This window comes from Rhizobium sp. O111 (assembly GCF_055616315.1).
Window position 1 is genome coordinate 1,305,756 of record NZ_JBSHXL010000001.1, and the last position, 22,133, is coordinate 1,327,888.

The following is a 22,133-nucleotide window of genomic DNA, read 5'->3' on the forward strand; positions in this document are numbered from 1 at the left end:
CACTCAGGCGCAAATGCCCGGCGCCGATCGACGGATCCAGCCGGAATACCCAGTCTGAATACAATGCCCGGATGGAACGCCATTCGGAAGACAAGGAGACCTCGATGGTCGCGAAGTCAGACATTCGTCCTCTTGAGACCCAAGGTTCGCTCAAGGCGATGGACCCGATCTGGGATAGCCTGCGCGAGGAAGCGCGTCTTGCCGCCGAAGCCGATCCGGTGCTGGCGGCATTTCTGTATTCAACCGTGCTCAACCATCGCTCGCTCGAGGAATGCGTGATCTACCGCATCTGCGAGCGCCTCGATCATCCCGATATGCAGGCGATCCTGCTGCGCCAGACCTTCGACCAGATGCTGGCCGACTGGCCGGAATGGGGCGCCATCCTGCGCGTCGACATTCAGGCCGTTTACGACCGCGATCCGGCATGCCTGCGCTTCATGGAGGCGCTGCTCTATTTCAAGGGTTTCCATGCGCTGCAGACCCATCGTCTCGCGCACTGGCTGCTCAATCGCGGCCGCCGTGATCTGGCGCTCTACCTGCAGAGCCGCTCCTCCAGCGTCTTCCAGACCGATATCAACCCGGCCGCACGCATCGGCCGCGGCATCTTCCTCGATCACGCGACGGGCCTCGTCGTCGGCGAAACCGCCGTCATCGGCGATAACGTCTCGATCCTGCACGGCGTCACGCTCGGCGGCACAGGCAAGGAGGGCGCCGATCGCCATCCTAAGATCGCCAGTGGCGTGCTGATCGGCGCGGGCGCCAAGATCCTCGGCAATATCGAGATCGGCCATTGCTCGCGCATCGCCGCCGGCTCCGTCGTGCTGAAGGCGGTGCCGCCGAAGACGACGGTCGCGGGCGTACCCGCCAAGGTGGTCGGCACGGCCGGCTGTTCGGAACCATCCAGGCTCATGGACCAAGTGATCATGGACCAGGTGATGGGCGCCGACATCTAGGCGTTTTCGCGTCGCTCATAGCGACAACATGGCCTGAAGAACGGCGGGGAAAGCGGTGTCACTACCGGCTCCGCGCCTTTACAGGCCCAACTTTCCCATGCAAAAAGCGGCCATTGAGACCGCTCAGGAGATGCAGTGTGAAGCCCGAAGAAATCAAGAAACTCGACGCCTATTTCAAACGCACGTTCAACCCGGAAATGATCGTCAAGGCACGTCCGCGCAAGAACGACTCCGCTGAAGTCTACATGGGCGAGGAATTTCTGGGCGTCGTCTACATCGATGACGAGGACGGCGACCGCTCGTACAACTTCTCGATGGCGATCCTCGACGTCGACCTCTGATCCGGTCGCGAGCTTTGTCTCGCACCGATTGTGCCTGGGCCGCGGCGTCGCGGCCTGGCCGAAATTGCTGGTCCCGCTCTGGACCACCCGGTCTTGCGCCCCATCTTGGGCTTGAGCATGTGCTCGAGCGCCATCAAGGGGAAACCGGACATGGGTATTTTCGACAAGATCAAACACGCAATCTGGGGTGAGGCACACGCCGCCGAGGCAACGCCGGCCGCTGCACCTAAGATCGAGCCCGCGCAGGCGCCGATATCGCCTTCAGCCGCCCCGAGCCCGTCTCCGACCCCTGCACCGACATCGCCAGCCACTTCCGCACCATCGACCTCGGTCGATATCGCCATGGTGCTCGACGCCGCCGTCAAGAAGAATGGCCAGAAGCTCGATTGGCGCCGTTCGATCGTCGATTTGATGAAGGCAGTCGGCATGGATGCGAGCCTGACCGAGCGCAAGGAACTGGCGACCGAACTCGGCTACACCGGCGACAAGAACGACTCGGCGACGATGAACATGTTCCTGCACAAGGCGCTTCTGAAGAAGCTGTCGGAGAATGGCGGCAAGGTTCCGGCCGATCTGCTCGATTGATCGTTGTCGAGAAAGTATTCGCGGCGCGCAACCGAGTTTTTGTTCAAAGCTTACGGTTGCGGCCGCCTGATATATTTTAGCGAAATCAATTAAAGACGTACGTCGCTCGAAAATCGGGGCAGGATTACAATTGTCATCGCAACCAATGATTGTTTTGCATTGCACAAAGTCGCTTGACTTCGTGTGCGGTGCAGCTAACCTTCGATGTCGAGGCAGGGCAAGGAGGCCCCCGCACGGCAATTACGCAAGACAAGGAGGATAGTCATGCTGAATTTTGAGGACACGAATCGCAAGAGCAAGGAAGCCATGGACGCGGTGCTGAAAAGCTACTCGGAAACCGCCAAGGGTATGCAGGCGATCGCGACGGAAACCACCGAATATTCCAAGAAGTCTTTCCAGGACGCTGTCACGCATTTCGAGACGCTCTCGGGCGCCCGCAGCTTCGAAGCCGTCTTCGAGTTGCAGACCAGCTATGTGAAGTCCGCCTACGAAAACTTTGTCGCCGAAGCGACGAAGCTGACGGAAATGTACTCCGACATCGCCAAGAGCGCCTACAAGCCCTATGAGGCGCCGGTCGCGGCCGCCGCGAAGGCAATGAAGCCGGCGCCGGTGGCGACGCAGACGGCGGCCTAAGCTTAGCGCTCACGTCACTTACCTCTTGAAATACAAAGACCGGCTACGCATCTGCAGCCGGTCTTTTTGTTTTGCCGCCAGGCATTCTCAAATCTGCGCGCTATTTTTGTGTCTTTGCACCTGACGCGGGCGAATTGTGATTGCAGTGTGAAGCAAGGGGCTTAAAATCGCTCTATTATGAACTAAGTTAGTAGTCAGACATTCGGCGGGTAAAGCACATCTCCCATGCTCCGCCGGGTTGATCGAGGAACGAATGAAAATGATCGCAACGCCCGTCCGGATGCAGGATGATAGCGAAAGGAACGGGGACAACGGAAATCGCGGCACCTCGGTCATAACGCGCACCAAACCGAAGACCAAGAAGCCTAACCTGTACCGCGTACTTATTCTGAACGACGACTACACGCCCATGGAATTCGTCATCCACATCCTGGAGCGGTTTTTTCAGAAGGACCGTGAAAGTGCCACCCGCATCATGCTGCATGTCCACAACCACGGCGTTGGCGAATGCGGAACATTTACATACGAGGTGGCGGAAACCAAGGTGAGCCAGGTGATGGACTTCGCCCGACAGCACCAGCATCCGCTGCAATGCGTCATGGAAAAGAAGTGAGGATCTGAACGTGCCAACATTTTCGCCTAGTCTTGAGAAGGCGCTCCATCAGGCACTGACCTTTGCCAACGAGCGGCATCATGAGTATGCAACGCTCGAGCATCTGCTGCTCGCCCTGATCGACGACGCCGATGCGGCAGCCGTCATGGGTGCCTGCAACGTCGATCTCGTCGCGCTGAAGAAGACGCTCGTCGAATACGTCGACAATGAACTCTCCAACCTGATCACTGGATACGATGAAGACTCGAAGCCCACCTCCGGCTTCCAGCGTGTCATTCAGCGTGCGGTGATCCATGTGCAGTCGTCCGGCCGCGAGGAAGTGACCGGTGCCAACGTGCTCGTCGCCATCTTCGCCGAGCGCGAAAGCCATGCTGCATACTTCCTGCAGGAGCAGGAAATGACCCGCTATGACGCGGTCAACTACATCTCGCACGGCATCGGCAAGCGCGCCGGCTCTTCTGAGAACCGCACGCCGCGTGGCGCCGAGGAAGGCGAAGCCGAGAGCAAGCCGAATGCCGCGCGCGGTACCGAGGAAGAAGGCGGTGCCAAGAAGCAGCAGGACGCCCTGAAGGCTTATTGCGTCAACCTCAACGAGAAGGCCAAGACCGGCAAGATCGATCCGCTGATCGGTCGTCACGCCGAGGTCAACCGCACCATCCAGATCCTGTGCCGCCGTTCGAAGAACAATCCGCTCTACGTCGGCGATCCTGGCGTAGGCAAGACGGCGATTGCCGAAGGTCTGGCCAAGCGGATTATGGAAGGCAAGGTTCCGGAAGCGCTGGCCGATGCGACGATTTTCTCGCTCGACATGGGCACGCTGCTCGCCGGCACGCGCTATCGCGGTGATTTCGAAGAGCGCCTGAAGCAGGTCGTCAAGGAACTCGAGGAGTATCCGGGTGCCGTTCTGTTCATCGACGAAATCCACACGGTGATCGGCGCCGGCGCCACCTCTGGCGGCGCGATGGATGCATCGAACCTCTTGAAGCCGGCTCTGTCTTCGGGCGCGATCCGCTGCATCGGTTCGACCACCTACAAGGAATATCGCCAGTTCTTCGAGAAGGACCGCGCTCTGGTGCGACGCTTCCAGAAGATCGACGTGGCTGAGCCGTCCATCGACGACGCCATCGCGATCATGAAGGGGCTGAAGCCTTACTTCGAAGAGTATCACCATCTGCGATACTCGAACGACGCCATCAAGACGGCGGTCGAGCTGTCGGCCCGCTACATCTCCGACCGCAAGCTGCCGGACAAGGCGATCGACGTGATCGACGAAACCGGTGCGGCCCAGATGCTGTTGCCGCCGTCCAAGCGCCGCAAGCTGATCACCGAGAAGGAAATCGAGGCGACGATCGCCACGATGGCCCGCATCCCGCCGAAGAGCGTGTCGAAGGACGACGAAGCCGTTCTCGCCAATCTCGAGCAGGAACTGCGCTCGGTCGTCTATGGCCAGGATCTCGCGATCGAAGCGCTCTCGACCTCGATCAAGCTGGCGCGCGCCGGCCTGCGTGAACCGAACAAGCCGATCGGCTCCTACGTCTTCTCCGGCCCGACAGGCGTCGGTAAGACGGAAGTCGCCAAGCAGCTGGCCTCGTCGCTCGGCGTCGAGCTTCTGCGCTTCGACATGTCCGAGTACATGGAGCGGCACACGGTTTCGCGTCTGCTCGGTGCACCTCCCGGCTATGTCGGCTTCGACCAGGGCGGTCTCTTGACCGATGGCGTCGACCAGCATCCGCATTGCGTGGTCCTGCTCGACGAAATCGAAAAGGCCCATCCCGACATCTACAACATCCTGTTGCAGGTGATGGACCACGGCACGCTGACCGACCACAACGGCAAGAAGATCGACTTCCGCAACGTCATCCTGATCATGACGACCAATGCGGGCGCGTCGGAAATGGCAAAGGCCGCCTTCGGCTTCGGTTCGTCCAAGCGGACGGGTGAGGACGAGGAAGCGCTGAACCGCATCTTCACGCCGGAATTCCGTAACCGTCTCGACGCGGTCATCCCGTTCGCGCCGCTGCCGACCGTGGTCATCCACAAGGTCGTGCAGAAGTTCATCATGCAGCTCGAAGCCCAGCTTTCCGAACGGAACGTCACCTTCGACCTGCACGAGGATGCGATTTCGTGGCTGGCCGAGAAGGGCTACGACGAAAAGATGGGCGCCCGTCCACTGGCGCGCGTCATCCAGGACGTCATCAAGAAGCCGCTGGCCAACGAGATCCTCTTCGGCAAGCTGAAGAAGGGCGGCGTCGTCAATGTCACCGTCGGACCGAAGGAAGACGGCAAGCCGGGCATCATCCTGGAAGCCGTGTCGGACACCGCGCCGATCAAGCCGAAGCCGGAAGCAGAAGTCGTGCACCCAGAGGTAGACGACGAGGATGACGGCGAGCTGAAGACGAAGGCCAAGGCCAAGAAGGCCACGGTCAAGAAGTCGAAGGCAGCGGCGGTTGCCGAGCCCGAGGTCAAGAGCGCGCCGAAGAAGGGCGCGGTGCCAAGGGTGCCGAAGAAGTAAAGCGAATAGAAAAGGCGGCTTTCGAGCCGCCTTTTTTGATGTTTCGGAGCCTGTGCCTCCGACACGCGAACTCTGCCCAGAAACGCTGGTCAGAGTGGTGCGTAGTCGATCTCGAGAAACTCTTCGACCTCAGGCACCCAATGGTCGCGGACAAAGGCCGTGTGTACGGGATGCTCGTTGTAAGCGTCGTATCCCGCCTGATTTTCGAACTCCATCGAAAAGCCGAAGGCGAAGCTGTTCTTTCGGCTGGTCTGCCGCAACTGCTCGAAATTTCTCACACTTGGGATCGTGGTGAGGATGAATGCTGCGTCAAGAAACGCCTTTTCCTCGGCGGATCCTTCCGCGTGCTTCAGGCGAAATGCCACGGTATGACGTATCATCGGTGTCCTCCTGATGTAGGTGCGTTCAGCCCAGTCGGCCTCATCAATCAAAGCTCCGCCTTGCCTATCAAAGCTCTGCTTTGATCTTCTCCGCATTCGCCGCCAGCACGGCGCCATCTTCCATTTGGCCGGAATGAGGCTTCAGCGCGATGCCGTCGTGGCGGGGGATGACGTGGAAGTGCAGGTGGAAGACGGTCTGGCCGGCGGCCGGTTCGTTGAACTGGCAGACGAACACGCCATCGGCGTCGAAGGCTTCCTTCACCGCGTTGGCGATCGTCTGGACGACGGGGATGGTCTTGGCGAGTGCGGCCGGATCGGCGTCGAGAAGGTTGCGCGAGGCGGCCTTCGGCACGACAAGCACATGGCCCGGCGCCTGCGGCATCACATCCATGAAAGCCAGCGTATGTTCGTCCTCGTAGACCTTGACCGAGGGGATCTCGCCACGCAGGATCTTTGCGAAGATGTTGTTGGTGTCGTAAGCCGCGCTCGTCATCTTGTCTCTCCTGATGGTGTTGTATTCGCGTAGCGCGGCTGAGGCGAGGGCGTCAATCCTCCTGTAGCCGCTCGCCGCGACGGAACGGGCTGTGCTCGCTCAAAATCTCGTTCATGTGCTCGACGTCATCGCGCTCGCGGGCGAGGTAATCGCCGATCGCCTGGCGCAGACCCGCATGGGCGACATAGTGGGCTGAATGCGTTATCACCGGCAGGTAACCTCGGGCGAGCTTGTGCTCTCCCTGCGCACCTGCTTCCACCCGCTTCAGCCCCTTGGCGAGCGCGAAATCGATCGCCTGGTGATAGCAGACCTCGAAGTGCAGGAAGGGATGATCCTCGATGCAGCCCCAGTGCCGGCCATAAAGCGTTTCGGAGCCGATGAAGTTGATGGCGCCGGCGACATAGCGGCCATTGTGCTTGGCCATGACAAGCAAGATATCCTCGGGCATGCGCTCGCCGATCAGCGAATAGAACTCCCGCGTCAGATAGGGCCGCCCCCATTTACGGCTGCCGGTATCCATGTAGAAGGCGAAGAACTGGTCCCAGATATCCTCGGTCAGGTCGCTGCCGGTCAGCCAGTCGATGCTGATGCCGTTTTCGAGCGCGGCCCGGCGTTCCTTGCGAAGCGCCTTGCGTTTGCGCGAGGCGAGCGTTTCCAGGAATTCATCGTGGTTGGCATAGCCTTCGTTGATGAAGTGGAACTGCTGGTCAGTGCGGTGCAGATACTCCTCGCTCTCCAGCACCGCCATCTCGTCGTCGGGCACGAAGGTGATGTGCGCGGAGGACACGCCGAGGCGACGCACGACTTCCTTCAGGCTTTCTGCCATCGCGTCCTGGACGGCCAGACGCGGATAATCCTCGGCGACGAGCAGGCGTGGGCCGGTGGCGGGCGTAAAGGGGATCGAGCATTGCAGCTTCGGATAATAGCGGCCGCCGGCGCGCTCGAAGGCGTCGGCCCAGCCATGGTCGAAGACATATTCGCCGCGGCTGTGGTTCTTCAGATAGCCGGGCAGTGCGCCGACGAGGCGCCCGTCGTCCGTCTCGAGCAGCATATGGTGGCCGAGCCATCCGGTCTCCGCTGTTGCCGACCCCGATTCCTCAAGCGACGACAGGAAGGCATGCGAGACGAAGGGATTGTAGGCGATCGATGTGCTTGATCGGGAGGCCCCGGCGAGCTTGGACCAGCTCTCCGGGGAAATCGCGGTGAAAGACCGCTCTATGCGGATTGAAAGTTCATCAGTCATGGAGCGAATGCGAGACCGTTTCAATGATTTGGGGGCATTGCCAGTCTGCGCATATCTTGATGAAAAAGCGAGGGCTTGTTGAAAAAGCGAGCGTCAAACGGACGCGCGCGGGTCGAAGCCCTCGAAGGTCATCTGGTCGGCGTTTTCGAAGGTATGCTTGCGCGCCTTCTCGTCACGAACCGTCCAGGTGATGACGACGATGCCCTTCTCTCGCTCAGCGGTGATGAAGGGATTGGGCAGGTCGGCATAGAAATAGGAAATGAAGTCGAGACCGTGTTTCATAGCTTTTTCATGGGCTTGGAACTCTTCCGGCTTGTTTCCGCCAGCCGTCAACCCGATCGGGTAGGGAGCGTTCAGCGCCTTCAGTTCCTTCAAGAGCCAATGGTCGAAGCTCATCAGCGCCACCTGGCCCTCATAGCCCTCGAGCTCTTCCAGCACCGCTTCGACGAAGCCTTCATCGTCGGTTTCGCGGCCCTTGAGTTCGATCACGAGCGGCACTTTTCCCTTCACAAGTTCGAGAAGTTGGCGAAGCGTCGGGATCTTGTCGGCCGTTCCGCCGACGGAGAGCATGCCGAGTTCTTTCGATGTACGCTCGCGTACGTCGCCCTTGAGATTGCAGAGGCGCTCAAGATTCTCATCGTGAAAGACGACGGGAACGCCATCCGAGGCGTAGTGCAGGTCGCATTCGATCGCGAAGCCTGCCTCGACCGCGCGCGCGAAAGCCGAAAGCGTGTTCTCCCACACGACCTTGTTCTGGTCGTGATAGCCGCGGTGAGCGACGGGACGTTCCTTAAGCCATGCTGCAGAGGTCATTATGCGATTTCCATGATGGCATCGATTTCGACGGCGGCGTTCAGCGGCAGCGCCGCCATGCCGACGGCGGCACGCGCATGTTTGCCGGCATCGCCGAGAACATTGGCGATGAGGTTCGACGCGCCGTTGATCACGAGATGCTGCTCGACGAATTCAGGCACGGAGGCCACGAAGCCGTTCAGCTTGATGACGCGCTTGATGCGGCCGAGATCACCGCCGAGTGCTGCACTTGCCTGCGCCAGGATGTTGATGACGCACAGTTCAGCGGCACGCTGGCCCGTGGCGACGTCGACATTGCGGCCAAGATGACCGGTCACGGCGATCTTGCCGTCTTCGATCGGCAGCTGGCCGGAGATGTAGAGGACGTTGCCCGAGATGACATAGGAAACGTAGTTGGCGGCGGGTGCTGCAGCCTGGGGCAGGGATATCCCCATCTCTTTCAGCCGTGCTGCGATCTGATCGGACATTTTCTTCTCCGCTTTTGTTGTGAATAGTTCTAAAACTATGCATCTGGGCTTGAATCAATTTTGTGACACGATCGAGCCTCGATTTAGCCGGATGCGTTCTTATAACATCGTTGGTGAGTCCAACAGGAGATTATCTATGGTCCGATCGAGTCTTGCCGCGCTGTTGCTTGCAGGCGTTTCGGCAACCGCTCATGCGGCGACACCCGCTGCCGGCGCCGTGATGGCCACGGGCCTGATCGCGCATCGGGCGATCTACGATCTGGAACTGAAGGATGCGTCGGAGCGCTCCGGCATTTCGGGCATGTCCGGCCGCATGGTCTACGAGTTCGACGGCGATTACTGCACCGGCTACACCACGAAGTTCCGCTTCGTGACGCAGATCGACACCGGCGATGCCGTGCGCGTCAGCGACCAGCAGACCAACACGTTCGAGAACCTGAAGGATCGCAAGTTCACCTTCGACACCAAGTCGTTTACCGACGACCAGCTCGACAAGGAAGTGAACGGCGCGGCCCAGGATCAGGCCGATGGAACTAAGGTCGATCTGAAGCAGCCATCGAGCAAGGAGCTGCAGCTGGCCGCAAGCCGCTTCCCCACCGAGCACATGATGGATGTCATCAAGAACGCCAAGGCCGGCACCCGCCTGTTCGAAGCCCGCGTCTTCGATGGCTCTGATGATGGCGACAAGGCGCTGGCGACGACAACGGTTGTCGGCAAGGCGGTGACACCCGTCAGCGACGAAGCCGATGCCGGCAATGCGGGCGCCTTCTCCAAGACGAGCTTCTGGCCGGTGACCATTTCCTATTTCAACGAGAACACCAAGACAGATGCCCTTCCGGTCTATCGCATGTCGTTCAAGCTCTATGAGAACGGCATCACGCGCGACCTGACGATGGATTACGGCGATTTCGTTCTGACCGGCAAGCTCTCCAAGCTGGAGCTTCTCGACGCCAAAACCTCACCTGTAAGTAATTGCACGCGTTGAACGATTTCACCGTTTCAGTTTGACACGGTATGCAAAGCGACGCGCTCTGTGCTAGAGATCGCTCTATATCGCTCTATAGTGAGCATTGACGGCAAGCGGAGTGCATATTTTGCCAGGCTTTAGAGTATCGATCATGGCCGTGACGGCCTTGGCTGTCGCCATGCTGGCGGCTGCATTTTCTAGTTCGATCTCCGCGGCCGATTGCGGCTCGACCGCCTCCGCGGGTATAGATTGGGGCGGTTGCAGCAAGAAAAACCTGATGTTGCAGGATGGCGATTTCGAGAAGGGGAACCTCGCCGACGCCGATTTCACGCTCACCAATCTCAGCCACAGCAATCTCGCCTCCGCCAACCTGGAGAAGGCGACGCTCGTTCGTACCTGGTTTACCGGCTCCGATCTGACGAAGGCCAATTTCTCCAAGGTCGAGGCCTATCGCTCGGGCTTTGAGGGCGTTAAGGCCGAGGGCGCCAATTTTACAGGCGCGGAGCTGCAGCGCGCCAACTTCAGTGGCGCAACGCTGAAGGGCGTCAACTTCGAAAAGGCCGAACTCGGGCGCGTCAACTTCAAGGGCGCAGACGTTACAGGCGCGAATTTCTCGCTGACCAACCTGTCGCGCGCCGATTTGAGCGGCGCCACCTTCACCGGTCCGATCTCATTCGACCGCGCCTTCCTGTTCCTGACAAGGATCAGCGGACTGGATCTGTCGCAGGCGACCGGCCTCGAAGAGGCGCAGGTGTCACTGGCCTGCGGTGATTCGAAGACCAAGCTGCCCCAGGGCATGGCGACGCCGACAAGCTGGCCCTGCGACGCCGACTGATCCTCCCCAAGGGTCAGGAATGTGCCTAAAGGCCGGGCATGGCGGTTATTTTACCGATAAGGCTTGATTTTCCGGGGCGGGGAGGGTATGGCCCCCGCATTCCACACGTAAGGCATGGGATTGTCCGGGAGAAATCCGGATGGTTCCGCCCGGTGGCATTCTCGAAGAGAGTGCTGTTCGCCTTGCGGAGGTTCAACCGGAAAAGGATAACAAGGCATGGCATTGCCCGATTTTTCTATGCGCCAGCTGCTTGAAGCAGGCGTCCACTTTGGTCACCAGACTCACCGCTGGAACCCGAAGATGAAGCCGTACATTTTCGGCGATCGTAACAACATCCACATCATCGACCTCGCACAGACGGTTCCGCTTCTGTCGCGCGCTCTGCAGGCTGTTTCCGACACCGTAGCCCGTGGCGGCCGCGTTCTGTTCGTCGGCACCAAGCGCCAGGCTTCCGAGCTCATCGCTGACTCGGCCAAGCGTTCCGCTCAGTATTACGTCAACTCGCGTTGGCTCGGCGGCATGATGACCAACTGGAAGACGATTTCGAACTCGATCCAGCGTCTGCGCAAGCTCGACGAGATCCTGTCTTCGGAACAGTCCGGCTACAACAAGAAAGAGCGCCTGAACCTTGAGCGCGAGCGCGAAAAGCTCGACAAGGCTCTCGGTGGTATCAAGGACATGGGCGGCACGCCGGACCTGATGTTCATCATCGACACCAACAAGGAAAAGATCGCGATCGACGAAGCCAAGCGCCTCGGCATCCCGGTTGTCGCGATCATCGACTCGAACTGCGACCCGGATCTGATTGACTATCCGATCCCCGGCAACGACGACGCTTCGCGCGCCATCGCTCTCTATTGCGACCTGATCTCGCGCGCTGCCATCGACGGTATCGCTCGTCAGCAGAGCTCGTCGGGCCGTGACCTCGGTGCATCGATCGAAGCTCCGGTTGAGCCGGCGCTCGAAGGCGAAGCCGAAGCCTGATAAAAGAAGCAGGCGGATCAAATGGTCCGCCGTGCTTTCCAGAGATTGGGAAAAGGCCGCTCGCGACTTTCATGAAGTTGGGCGGCCTTGACCATTTCAGGCGAGGGGAAAAAGTCTCTCGCCATTTGAGTTTCGTTATGACGCGTCATTCATCACGCTGTCATACATACAGGTACATTTCGTGCCTCAATCCGGTGCCGCACCGCCTTTCGCGGGCCACCGTTTGAACCGACAAGAGGAAGCTTATGACCGAGATTACGGCTGCACTGGTGAAGGAACTGCGCGAGAAGTCCGGCGCAGGCATGATGGACTGCAAGAAGGCGCTGGTGGAAAACAACGGCGACATCGAAGCATCGATCGACTGGCTCCGCGCAAAGGGCATCTCGAAGGCCGACAAGAAGGCTGGTCGCGCTGCTGCTGAAGGCCTCGTTGCCATCGCCGGCGCCGGCCACAAGGCTGTTGTCGTCGAGCTCAACTCGGAAACCGACTTCGTTGCCCGTAACGACGCCTTCCAGGATCTGGTTCGTGGCATCGCCAACGTTGCCCTGACGACCGATGGCACGGTTGAAGCCATCTCGGCTGCGACCTACCCGGCATCCGGCAAGCCGGTCGCCGACACCATCAAGGACGCGATCGCCACCATCGGCGAAAACATGACGCTGCGTCGCTCTGCCAAGCTCGAAGTCGAGCATGGCGTTGTTGCGACCTACATCCACAACGCTGCCGGTGACGGCATCGGCAAGCTCGGCGTTCTGGTTGCCCTGAAGTCGGAAGGCGACAAGGCTGTCCTGACCTCGATCGGCCGCCAGGTTGCCATGCACATCGCTGCGACCAACCCGCTCGCGATCCGCGCTGAAGAAGTCGACGCTACCGTTGCAGAACGCGAACGCAACGTCTTCATCGAGCAGGCTCGCGAATCCGGCAAGCCGGAAGCCATCATCGAAAAGATGGTCGATGGCCGCATGCGCAAGTTCTTCGAAGAAGTCGCTCTTCTCTCGCAGGCTTTCGTCATCAACCCCGACCTGACGGTCGGTGCTGCTGTTGAAGCCGCTGCCAAGGAAGCTGGCGCCAAGATCGAAGTCGTCGGCATGGCGCGCCTCCTGCTCGGCGAAGGCGTCGAGAAGGAAGAGAGCGATTTCGCTGCTGAAGTGGCTGCTGTCGCCAAGAGCTGATCGTCCTATATATGTGAAAACAGAAGGGCATCGCGTGACAACGCGGTGCCCTTCGTGTATCCGGCACTCAGCGGTAATATACGAGGAGCCAAGATGTCGTCAGAGCCTGTCTACAAACGTGTTCTACTCAAGGCTTCCGGCGAAGCCCTCATGGGCAGCCAGGGATTTGGAATCGATGTAGCGGTGGCCGACCGCATTGCGGCCGACATAGCCGAAGCGCGGCAGATGGGTGTGGAAGTCGGCGTCGTCGTCGGCGGCGGCAACATCTTCCGCGGCGTGGCCGTCGCTTCCAAGGGCGGTGACCGCGTTACGGGCGACCACATGGGCATGCTCGCGACGGTCATCAATGCGCTGGCGCTGGCGACCTCGCTGCGCAAGCTCAACATTGATACGGTGGTGCTGTCGGCGATCGCCATGCCGGAGATCTGCGAGAGCTTCTCGCAGCGCGCCACGCTTTATCATCTTTCGCTGGGCCGTGTGGTGATCTTCGCCGGTGGTACCGGCAACCCATTCTTCACGACCGACTCGGCCGCAGCGCTGCGCGCCGCCGAAATGGGCGCCGAGGCAATCTTCAAGGGCACGCAGGTCGACGGTATCTATTCCGCCGATCCGAAGAAGGTGCCCGATGCCACGCGCTTCGACCAGCTTACGCACAAGGAAGTGCTCGACAAGGGCCTCGCCGTCATGGACGTTGCGGCCGTAGCACTCGCACGCGAAAATTCCATTCCGATCATCGTCTTCTCGATCCACGAGAAGGGCGGTTTTGCTGAAATCCTTAGGGGCGGCGGTCTGAAGACCATCGTTACCGACAACTGACAGAGTGGCGGCGCCCAAAGCGCGCCGCAGCTTCTACCGAGACGGGAGCACTGCTATGAGTGAAGGCATCGACATCAACGATATCAAGCGCCGCATGGATGGCGCGATCAACGCGTTCAAGAGCGATATCGCATCGCTGCGCACCGGTCGTGCGTCGGCGAACATTCTCGACCCGGTCACGGTCGAAGCCTATGGTTCGCGCGTGCCGCTCAACCAGGTCGCGAACGTGACCGTACCGGAGCCGCGCATGCTCGGCATTTCGGTCTGGGACAAGTCGATGGTCGGCGCCGTGGATCGTGCGATCCGCGAAGCCAATCTCGGCCTCAACCCGATCGTCGACGGCCAGAATCTGCGCATTCCGCTGCCCGAACTCAACGAAGAGCGCCGCAAGTCGCTCGTCAAGGTCGCACACGACTATGCCGAGAAAAGCAAGGTTGCGATTCGCCATGTTCGTCGTGACGGCATGGACGGCCTTAAGAAAGCCGAAAAGGACGGTGTCATAGGGCAGGACCTGAGCCGCTCGCAGTCGGATCGTGTGCAGAAGATGACAGACGACACGATTTCTGAGGTCGACCGCTTGCTTGGCGAGAAGGAAAAGGAAATCATGCAGGTCTAAGGCGCAAAGCGCCTGCGCCTTGGACCTTAAAAACCGGACGGGAAATGTTGGAAAGAACATTTGTGACTGTGCCTGAACACGTTGCCATCATCATGGATGGCAACGGTCGGTGGGCAAAGCAGCGGGGGTTGCCGCGCACCATGGGGCATCGCAAGGGCGTTGACGCCGTGCGTGAGACCGTGCGCGCAGCGGGCGACATCGGGGTCAAATATCTCACCCTCTTCGCCTTCTCGTCGGAGAACTGGCGCCGTCCGGAAACCGAGGTGTCGGACCTTTTGGGCCTGCTGAAGGCTTTCATTCGCCGCGACCTCGCCGAACTGCACAAGCAGAACGTGCGCGTTAAGATCATCGGCGATCGCCATAGCCTGCAGAACGACATTCTCGATCTCCTGATCGACGCCGAAGAGACCACCAAGGCCAACACGGCGCTTACGCTGATCATCGCCTTCAACTATGGCTCGCGCGACGAGATCGCCCGCGCCATGGCAAGCCTGGCGCGCGATGTCGAGCAGGGGAGGCTGCGCTCGCAGGATATCACGCCCGCGCTCATCAACGGCCGGCTTGATACCGCGGGCATCCCGGATCCCGATCTCATCATCCGCACCAGCGGCGAAGAGCGCCTGTCGAACTTCTTGCTCTGGCAGGCCGCCTATTCGGAGTTCATCTTCATTCCCGACTACTGGCCGGATTTCAGCCGTGAGACGCTGTACGCGGCGCTTGAGACCTTCGCTTCCCGCAACCGCCGCTTTGGTGGTCTGGTCGCCGAAACCGCGGCGGCGGTGGGAACCTGATGCACCGCGAACTGCAGCTTCGGATCATCTCGGGCATCATCCTCGCCGTGATCGTGCTTGCCGCGACGTGGTATGGCGGGCTCGCCTTCAGCCTGCTGTCGGCCCTGATCGGGCTTTTGATCTATTATGAGTGGTCGACGATCACCCGCCTTGCCAGTGAGCAGCCGGTTGCGAATGCGATCGGCTGGATCGGGCAGGCGGCGATCGCCGCTGCGGTCGTATCCGGCACTGTCGGCTACTCGCTGATCCTGCTCTTGTTGTTCTTTACCATCGCTATCGGCTTTGTCGTCACGCGCGGCGTATCGCGCTGGTTCCCGGCGGGCATCGTCTATGCCGGGCTGACCGGGATTGCGCTCGCGAATATTCGCGGCAGCGATGCGGCCGGCCTGCACGCGATGCTCTTCGTCTTCGCCGTCGTCTGGGCGACCGACATCCTCGCCTACTTCATCGGCCGCGCCATCGGCGGGCCGAAGCTGGCACCAAGGATCTCGCCCGGCAAGACATGGTCGGGTGCGATCGGCGGCGCCGTCTGCGCGGTCATTGCCGGTGTGCTGGTGGCCTACGCGGCATTTCCCGATGGTATCGCAATGGCGGCCTTCGTGGCGTTCGTACTGTCCGTCTGCAGCCAGTCTGGTGATCTCTTCGAATCCTTCATCAAGCGCCGCTTCGGCGTCAAGGATTCGAGCCGTCTCATTCCGGGGCACGGCGGGGTCATGGACCGGGTTGACGGGCTCATTTTCGCCTGTTTTGCGGCGTTCTTGCTAGCCGGGCTTTTTTCGCTGATAAAGGGCGGAGAAATGGCGTCGCTGGGCGCGGCCTTGTTCGGCGGATAATGTCGATAGAGGCTGATGGAAGGATTTTATGGCAGGCTTGACCGAAGTTTTTGGGTTTCTGACGGGATACATCGTTCCTTTCGTGCTCGTGCTTTCTCTCTTGGTGTTCGTGCACGAGATGGGGCACTACCTCGTCGGTCGCTGGAGTGGCATCCGCATTCTGGCGTTTTCGGTTGGGTTTGGCCCGGAACTACTAGGGCGAACCGACAAGCACGGAACACGCTGGAAGCTCTCGCTGATCCCGCTCGGCGGCTATGTCCGGTTTTTCGGTGACGAGGATGCGTCGAGCAAGCCGGATGAGGACAAGCTCGCGCAGATGTCGGACGAGGAGCGGGCGCGGTCATTCGCCGGCGCCAAGCTCTGGAAGCGCGCGGCAACCGTCGCCGCCGGCCCGATCGCCAACTTCATCCTGGCAATTGCCATCTTCACCGTCCTGTTTTCGATCTACGGCCGCTCGGTCGCCGATCCTGTCGTTGCGCAGGTTAAGCCGGGCAGCGTTGCCGCAGAAGCCGGCGTCGTGCCGGGCGACCTTTTGATCGCGATCGATGGCGGCAAGGTGCAGACCTTCGACGATGTGCGCCGATACGTCAGCATCCGTCCGATGCAGCGCATCGTTGTGACGATCGAGCGCAACGGCGAGAAGATCGACGTGCCGATGGTGCCTGAACGCACCGAAATGACCGACCAGTTCGGTAACAAGATCGAGATAGGCCTGATCGGTATCGTCACCAATCAGGACGTCGGACACTTCCGCCAGCAGACCTACACGCCGCTTGAAGCGCTGCATGAGGGAACGCTGCAGACCTGGCACATCGTCACCGGTACCTTCAAATATATCGGCAATCTGGTGTCCGGTTACATGAAGCCGGACCAGCTGGGTGGCCCGATCCGTGTCGCGCAGGCATCCGGCCAGATGGCGACGCTTGGCGTTGCAGCTTTGCTTCAGCTGGCCGCCGTATTGTCGGTTTCGATCGGATTACTGAACCTGATGCCGGTTCCGGTACTTGATGGCGGCCATCTGATGTTCTATGCGATTGAAGCTGTGAGGGGAAAGCCGTTGGGATCGTCGGCTCAGGAGGTTGCGTTTCGCATCGGACTGGCCATGGTTCTGAGCCTGATGGTTTTTGCCACGTGGAACGATATTAGTGCTCTGATCGGCTGATTGCGGGACGAGGGAAAATTACGATTTATTTACGATGTTTCAAAGCTGTAGTGGCGAAAGCGTCACGCTTTGAAATGAAGTAAACAGAAATTAACTAGCTCCCTTGCTTGTATATCAAAAGCGGGTAAAACGACACACGTGACCGGAATCGGGGGACGCCTGGTGAAGGGGACGAGAAAAAAGGTAATGGGTGAAATGAAGGCTGGTTCAAGATTTTTGAACGCAGTATCGGCGGTTGCGCTGTCTGCAGGTATTGTTGCGTCGGGGGCTGGTGCAACGGTGTTCATCTCGGCTTCTGCTGCCGAGGCTGCAGTCATTCAGCGTGTTGACGTTCGTGGTGCAAACCGCGTCGGCGCCGAAGCTGTGCGGTCCAACCTCACGATCCAGCCCGGCCGGAGCTTCTCCAACACCGACATCGACGACTCCGTAAAGCAGCTCTACGACACGGGCTACTTCTCCGACGTCAAGATCTCCGTTTCCGGCAGCACGCTGGTTGTGACCGTTGAGGAAGCTCAGCTGATTAACCAGGTCGTGTTCAACGGCAACCGCAAGATCAAGGACGACAAGCTCGCAGCGGTCGTCAAGACGCAGTCGTCTGGCGCTTACAACGAGACCCAGATTCAGGCCGACATCCAGTCGATCAAGGACGCTTATGCAGCGACCGGTCGTAGCGAAGTTGAAGTGACGACGCAGGTCGTTCCGCTCGGCCAGGGCCGCGTCAACCTCGCATTCGTCATCAATGAAGGCGACCGCACGAAGATCGATTCGATCAACTTCGTCGGCAACAACGCCTACAGCTCTGGCCGCCTCGCATCGGTCATTGCCACCAAGCGAAGCAACTTCCTGTCCTTCCTGACCCGTAAGGACGTCTACAGCGCTGACAAGCTGCACGCAGACGAAGAAGCGCTCCGTCAGTTCTATTACAACCGTGGTTACGCCGACTTCCGCATCGTGTCTTCGGACGCTGCTTTCGACGAGACGACCAACAAGTACACGCTGACCTTCAACATCGAAGAAGGCCCGCGTTACGACTTCGGCGCAATCTCCGTTCAGTCCACCGTTCAGGGTGTCGACGGCGCGCAGCTTCAGGGTCTCGTTCGCACACATGAAGGCCAGGTCTACAACGCCAAGGAAGTTCAGAAGTCGATGGAAGCGATTTCGGATCAGGTGGCTTCGGCCGGCTATCCGTTCGCTCGTGTCACGCCCCGTGGCAACCGCGACCTGAACAACAACACCATCGGCGTCGAATACCTCGTCGACCAGGGCGAAAAGGCCTACGTCGAGCGTATCGAAATCCGCGGCAACAGCCGTACGCGTGACTACGTCATCCGTCGCGAGTTCGACATGAGTGAAGGCGACGCCTTCAATCAGCAGATGATCACCAGAGCCAAGCGTCGTCTTGAGGCTCTCGGCTACTTCTCGACCGTCAACATCTCGACCCAGCCTGGCAGCTCGCCGGACCGCGTCGTTGTTGTCGTCGACGTTCAGGACCAGGCAACCGGTTCGTTCGGTATCGGCGCGGGTTACGCTGCCGGCGGCGACGGCCTGCTACTCGAAGCCTCGATTGAAGAAAAGAACTTCCTCGGACGCGGCCAGTACATCAAGGTATCTGCCGGTGGTGGTCAGGAAGGTTCGCGTACCTACGGCCTGAACTTCACCGAGCCTTACTTCCTCGGCTACCGTCTGGCTGTCGGCTTCGACATCAACCACAGCGAGACGTCGAGCAACGACAACTACGACTACGAAGAAAACAACGTCGTTCTGCGCGCTACCGCGCCGATCACTGAAGATCTGGCGACGACGTTCCGCTATAACTACAAGCAGATGAAGTACGATCCGTCTGGATCGCTCTCCGATCTGTCCACGCCGTACCAGGACCTCGTCAACAACAGCCCGTGGGTAAAGTCGTCTGTCTCGCAGACGCTGACCTACAACACGCTGGACGACATGGTTCTGCCGCGTGAAGGTATCTACGCCAGCCTGACGCACGAAATCGCAGGCCTCGGCGGTGACTCGCAATTCTACAAGATCTACGGCAAGGCGCGTTATTACCACACGCTCGCTGACGATGCCGACATCATCGGCTCGGTTGCCGGTTCTGCTGGTTACGTCGTCGGCTTCGGCAAGGATCTGCACGTCTTCGACCAGTTCACGCTGACCAACGGCGACATCCGCGGCTTCGAGAACAAGGGTATCGGCCCACGCGTTGGCGGCGGTCCGGATGATCCGCTCGGCGGCACGACCTACTTCACCGTTTCGGCTGAAGCATCGTTCCCGCTTCCGGCTTTCCCGCGTGACTTCGGTCTTCGCGGCGCGGTCTTCGCGGACGCTGGTACGCTCTTTGGCAACAAGGTCAATGTCAGCGGTTCCGAGTTCGTGAACGGCGAAGATGCTTCGCTGCGCGCTTCCGTCGGTGTCGGTATCGTCTGGAACTCGCCGTTCGGCGCTCTGCGCGTCGACTACGCGATCCCGGTCCTGAAGGAAGACTACGACAAGGTTCAGCACTTCAAGTTTGGCATCAACAACCAATTCTGATATCGGCAGTCCGGAACCGTAAAATCGAATTCCGTTCTGGAGATTTGCCGATGGAGCAAACCTATTTCTTTCCGCCCCATGACGGTGTGAAGCTCTCGGAGCTAGCGCAATTTCTTGGGGCGGAACTTGCCGACCCCAAACATGCCGACATCGTGATCCGTTCCGTTTCGCCCGTAAATCGGGCGAAGGCGGGCGATCTCTGTTACGTCATTTCCAAGAAGAGCAAGGACGAACTCGTGACATGCGAGGCGTCCGCTGTGCTGGTCAGTTCGGCATTGCAGTCGATCGTGCCGGCGCATGTGCCTGTTCTCGTGTCGAAAAACGCTCATGCCGCGTTCGCTATGGCTGGTGGGCTGCTCTATCCGAGCGCCTTGACGCCTCAGCGGCTGCGCTCTGTGAGTGCTGATGTTTCCGACCGCGCGTCTGTCGATCCGACGGCGAGACTGGAAGCGAATGTCGAGATCGAGCCGTTTGCCGTGATCGGCGCTCATGCCGAGATCGGTGAGGGCACGCGCATCGGCGCCGGCGCCATCATCGGACCAGGCGTCAAGATCGGCCGTGATTGCACGATCGCCAGCGGCGCGAGCATTCTGTGTTCGCTGGTCGGCAATCGCGTCATCATCCACAACGGCGCACGCATCGGCCAGGACGGCTTCGGTTACGCGCCGGGCCCTCGCGGCATGATCAAGATCGTTCAGATCGGCCGCGTCATCCTGCAGGATGACGTGGAGGTCGGTGCCAACACGACGATCGATCGCGGCACGATGGACGACACCGTGATTGGCGAAGGGACGAAGATCGATAACCTGGTCCAGATTGGCCACAATGTTCGCATCGGCCGTCATTGCGCCGTTGTCTCGCAGGTCGGCATCGCCGGAAGCGCCATTATCGGCGATGGCGTGCAGATCGGTGGTCATTCTGGTATTCGAGGCCATATAACAATTAACGACGGTGCCCAGATCGCTGCCATGAGCGGCGTAGTGTCCGACATCCCCGCTGGGGAGCGCTACGGCGGCATACCTGCACGGCCGGCGCATGACTTTTTGCGCGAAGTCGCGGCAGTCATGATGCGGACGACGGGCCCCAAGAAAACGGGAGAAAAGAATGGCTGAAGAAGTCAAGAAGTCGCTTTCCTCGGCTGACATCATCGAAATCATGAAGTTGCTGCCGCATCGCTATCCGTTCCTGCTGGTCGACAAGATCATCGACATCGACGGCGATGATTCGGCGATTGGCATCAAAAACGTGACGGCCAACGAACCGCATTTCACCGGACACTTCCCGGAACAGCCGATCATGCCTGGCGTCCTGCTGGTCGAAGGCATGGCCCAGACGGCCGGCGCGATCTGTGCGAAGAAGGAGGGCGAAAGCGGCAATCTGGTCTACTTCATGACCATCGACAACGCCCGTTTCCGCAAGCCTGTGGTTCCTGGCGACCGGGTGGAGTACCATGTCGTCAAGCAGAAGCAGCGCGGCAACATCTGGAAGTTCCACTGTGATGCGAAGGTCGATGGAGCGCTGGTCGCCGAAGCCGATATCGGTGCGATGATCGTGCGCAAGGATCAGGCATGAGCACGATCGCAGCCAGTGCCAGCATTCACCCGATGGCAGTCGTCGAAGACGGCGCCGTGATCGGCGAGAACGTCAAGATCGGTCCGTTCTGCCATGTCGGCCCCAGGGTCGTGCTCGGCGACAACACCGAAATGCTTCCGCATTCGATCGTCAGCGGCATCACCACGCTCGGCAAGGGATGCCGGATTTTCCCGATGGCTGTCATCGGCGGCGATCCGCAGAGCGTTCATCATGGCGGCGAAGAGACGACCTTGACGGTTGGCGACAATTGCACGATGCGCGAAGGTGTGACGATCAACACCGGCACCGCCGATTTCGGCGGCAAGACCATCGTTGGCAACAACAACCTGTTTCTCGCCAATTCGCACATCGCCCATGATTGCCGCGTCGGCAACCACGTCATCATGTCCAACAACGTGATGCTGGCCGGTCATGTCGTGATCGAGGACCGCGTGATCCTCGGCGGCGGTTGCGCCGTGCACCAGTTCACGCGCGTCGGCCGTCATGCTTTCGTCGGCGGTCTGTCGGCTGTCAGCTACGACGTCATTCCGTATGGCATGCTGAACGGCAATCCCGGTCTTCTCGGCGGCCTCAACGTCGTCGGCATGACGCGTGCGGGCATTGATCGCGCCACGATCCATATCGTGCGCCGTGCCTACAAGGCGATCTTCGAGACCGAAGGCAATCTGCGCGACAACGCAGCCGCCATCCGCGAGGAATTCGCCGATTGCGAGCAGGTCGTCCAGATCCTCGATTTCATTGCCGCCGAAAGCGATCGTGCGCTCTCTTCTCCGACGCGGGGACAGAAGGGATAAAC

24 protein-coding genes are annotated in these 22,133 nt (G+C 59.8%); 19 read left to right on the forward strand and 5 right to left on the reverse strand.

The features are described from left to right. Window positions 1-104 precede the first annotated feature (104 nt). From cysE to clpA, 6 genes are all read left to right on the forward strand, one after another. Window positions 105-953 carry a serine O-acetyltransferase gene (cysE, locus tag ACVTFQ_RS06705; protein WP_026283285.1) on the forward strand — a complete coding sequence of 283 codons (849 nt, stop codon included), beginning with the start codon at window positions 105-107 and terminating at the stop codon, window positions 951-953. A 137-nt stretch (window positions 954-1,090) separates the two neighbouring features. After that, the gene (locus ACVTFQ_RS06710) at window positions 1,091-1,294 is read left to right on the forward strand and encodes a DUF3126 family protein (protein ID WP_018900022.1); all 204 of its coding nucleotides are present in this window, start codon (window positions 1,091-1,093) and stop codon (window positions 1,292-1,294) included. 150 nt (window positions 1,295-1,444) lie between these two features. Further along, window positions 1,445-1,879, forward strand: coding sequence for a DUF3597 domain-containing protein (locus tag ACVTFQ_RS06715; protein WP_111561397.1), 435 nt, complete (start codon window positions 1,445-1,447; stop codon window positions 1,877-1,879). 264 nt (window positions 1,880-2,143) lie between these two features. Beyond that, complete coding sequence (locus ACVTFQ_RS06720) at window positions 2,144-2,512, forward strand: phasin family protein (RefSeq protein ID WP_111561398.1); 369 nt, start codon at window positions 2,144-2,146, stop codon at window positions 2,510-2,512. 259 nt (window positions 2,513-2,771) lie between these two features. Continuing rightward, window positions 2,772-3,125: an ATP-dependent Clp protease adapter ClpS gene (gene clpS / locus ACVTFQ_RS06725; RefSeq protein WP_018900019.1), complete on the forward strand. Its 354-nt coding sequence runs from the start codon at window positions 2,772-2,774 to the stop codon at window positions 3,123-3,125. A 10-nt stretch (window positions 3,126-3,135) separates the two neighbouring features. Next, window positions 3,136-5,637, forward strand: a complete 2,502-nt coding sequence (gene clpA, locus ACVTFQ_RS06730) for an ATP-dependent Clp protease ATP-binding subunit ClpA (RefSeq protein WP_018900018.1) — start codon at window positions 3,136-3,138, stop codon at window positions 5,635-5,637. A gap of 89 nt (window positions 5,638-5,726) precedes the next feature. On the opposite strand, the gene ACVTFQ_RS06735 is transcribed toward clpA, so the two are convergent. The 5 genes from ACVTFQ_RS06735 to ACVTFQ_RS06755 all read right to left on the reverse strand — a co-directional run bounded on the left by ACVTFQ_RS06735 (window position 5,727) and on the right by ACVTFQ_RS06755 (window position 9,033). Next, window positions 5,727-6,017 carry a Dabb family protein gene (locus ACVTFQ_RS06735; RefSeq protein ID WP_111561399.1) on the reverse strand — a complete coding sequence of 97 codons (291 nt, stop codon included), beginning with the start codon at window positions 6,015-6,017 and terminating at the stop codon, window positions 5,727-5,729. Between the two features lie 67 nt (window positions 6,018-6,084). Next, complete coding sequence (locus ACVTFQ_RS06740; RefSeq protein ID WP_111561400.1) at window positions 6,085-6,510, reverse strand: HIT family protein; 426 nt, start codon at window positions 6,508-6,510, stop codon at window positions 6,085-6,087. Between the two features lie 52 nt (window positions 6,511-6,562). Next, entirely contained in the window at window positions 6,563-7,753 is a 1,191-nt protein-coding gene (locus ACVTFQ_RS06745; protein WP_111561401.1) for a GNAT family N-acetyltransferase, read from the reverse strand. Window positions 7,754-7,846: 93 nt separating this feature from the next. Beyond that, a complete protein-coding gene (locus ACVTFQ_RS06750) occupies window positions 7,847-8,566 on the reverse strand; it encodes a glycerophosphodiester phosphodiesterase (RefSeq protein ID WP_111561402.1) in 720 nt (239 codons plus the stop codon). Beyond that, window positions 8,566-9,033 carry a RidA family protein gene (locus ACVTFQ_RS06755; RefSeq protein ID WP_111561403.1) on the reverse strand — a complete coding sequence of 156 codons (468 nt, stop codon included), beginning with the start codon at window positions 9,031-9,033 and terminating at the stop codon, window positions 8,566-8,568. Before ACVTFQ_RS06755 ends, ACVTFQ_RS06750 begins: the two co-directional genes overlap by 1 nt. A gap of 136 nt (window positions 9,034-9,169) precedes the next feature. Between ACVTFQ_RS06755 and ACVTFQ_RS06760 the strand changes: the two genes are divergently transcribed. The 13 genes from ACVTFQ_RS06760 to lpxA all read left to right on the forward strand — a co-directional run bounded on the left by ACVTFQ_RS06760 (window position 9,170) and on the right by lpxA (window position 22,131). Continuing rightward, window positions 9,170-10,018, forward strand: coding sequence for a cell envelope integrity EipB family protein (locus ACVTFQ_RS06760; protein WP_111561404.1), 849 nt, complete (start codon window positions 9,170-9,172; stop codon window positions 10,016-10,018). Between the two features lie 133 nt (window positions 10,019-10,151). Further along, entirely contained in the window at window positions 10,152-10,835 is a 684-nt protein-coding gene (locus ACVTFQ_RS06765; protein WP_181459204.1) for a pentapeptide repeat-containing protein, read from the forward strand. 216 nt (window positions 10,836-11,051) lie between these two features. Continuing rightward, complete coding sequence (gene rpsB, locus ACVTFQ_RS06770; RefSeq protein WP_047510222.1) at window positions 11,052-11,819, forward strand: 30S ribosomal protein S2; 768 nt, start codon at window positions 11,052-11,054, stop codon at window positions 11,817-11,819. A 245-nt stretch (window positions 11,820-12,064) separates the two neighbouring features. Then, on the forward strand, window positions 12,065-12,991 hold the full coding sequence (gene tsf / locus ACVTFQ_RS06775; protein WP_111561405.1) for a translation elongation factor Ts: 927 nt from the start codon (window positions 12,065-12,067) through the stop codon (window positions 12,989-12,991). 93 nt (window positions 12,992-13,084) lie between these two features. After that, the gene (gene pyrH / locus ACVTFQ_RS06780; protein ID WP_018900008.1) at window positions 13,085-13,807 is read left to right on the forward strand and encodes a UMP kinase; all 723 of its coding nucleotides are present in this window, start codon (window positions 13,085-13,087) and stop codon (window positions 13,805-13,807) included. 55 nt (window positions 13,808-13,862) lie between these two features. Then, on the forward strand, window positions 13,863-14,423 hold the full coding sequence (gene frr / locus ACVTFQ_RS06785; protein ID WP_018900007.1) for a ribosome recycling factor: 561 nt from the start codon (window positions 13,863-13,865) through the stop codon (window positions 14,421-14,423). A gap of 44 nt (window positions 14,424-14,467) precedes the next feature. Further along, entirely contained in the window at window positions 14,468-15,214 is a 747-nt protein-coding gene (locus ACVTFQ_RS06790) for an isoprenyl transferase (protein ID WP_111561406.1), read from the forward strand. Beyond that, the gene (locus tag ACVTFQ_RS06795; RefSeq protein WP_111561407.1) at window positions 15,214-16,047 is read left to right on the forward strand and encodes a phosphatidate cytidylyltransferase; all 834 of its coding nucleotides are present in this window, start codon (window positions 15,214-15,216) and stop codon (window positions 16,045-16,047) included. The genes ACVTFQ_RS06790 and ACVTFQ_RS06795 overlap by 1 nt, the downstream gene beginning before the upstream one ends. Window positions 16,048-16,075: 28 nt before the next feature. Then, window positions 16,076-17,209 (forward strand): RIP metalloprotease RseP, encoded by a 1,134-nt coding sequence (gene rseP, locus ACVTFQ_RS06800; protein WP_111561408.1) that lies wholly within the window; start codon window positions 16,076-16,078, stop codon window positions 17,207-17,209. A 195-nt stretch (window positions 17,210-17,404) separates the two neighbouring features. Continuing rightward, the gene (bamA, locus tag ACVTFQ_RS06805; protein ID WP_047510561.1) at window positions 17,405-19,744 is read left to right on the forward strand and encodes an outer membrane protein assembly factor BamA; all 2,340 of its coding nucleotides are present in this window, start codon (window positions 17,405-17,407) and stop codon (window positions 19,742-19,744) included. 50 nt (window positions 19,745-19,794) lie between these two features. Then, a complete protein-coding gene (lpxD, locus tag ACVTFQ_RS06810) occupies window positions 19,795-20,856 on the forward strand; it encodes a UDP-3-O-(3-hydroxymyristoyl)glucosamine N-acyltransferase (protein WP_111561409.1) in 1,062 nt (353 codons plus the stop codon). Next, window positions 20,849-21,316: a 3-hydroxyacyl-ACP dehydratase FabZ gene (gene fabZ / locus ACVTFQ_RS06815; RefSeq protein ID WP_047510230.1), complete on the forward strand. Its 468-nt coding sequence runs from the start codon at window positions 20,849-20,851 to the stop codon at window positions 21,314-21,316. Before lpxD ends, fabZ begins: the two co-directional genes overlap by 8 nt. After that, complete coding sequence (gene lpxA, locus ACVTFQ_RS06820; RefSeq protein ID WP_047510232.1) at window positions 21,313-22,131, forward strand: acyl-ACP--UDP-N-acetylglucosamine O-acyltransferase; 819 nt, start codon at window positions 21,313-21,315, stop codon at window positions 22,129-22,131. The genes fabZ and lpxA overlap by 4 nt, the downstream gene beginning before the upstream one ends. Window positions 22,132-22,133: the final 2 nt, after the last annotated feature.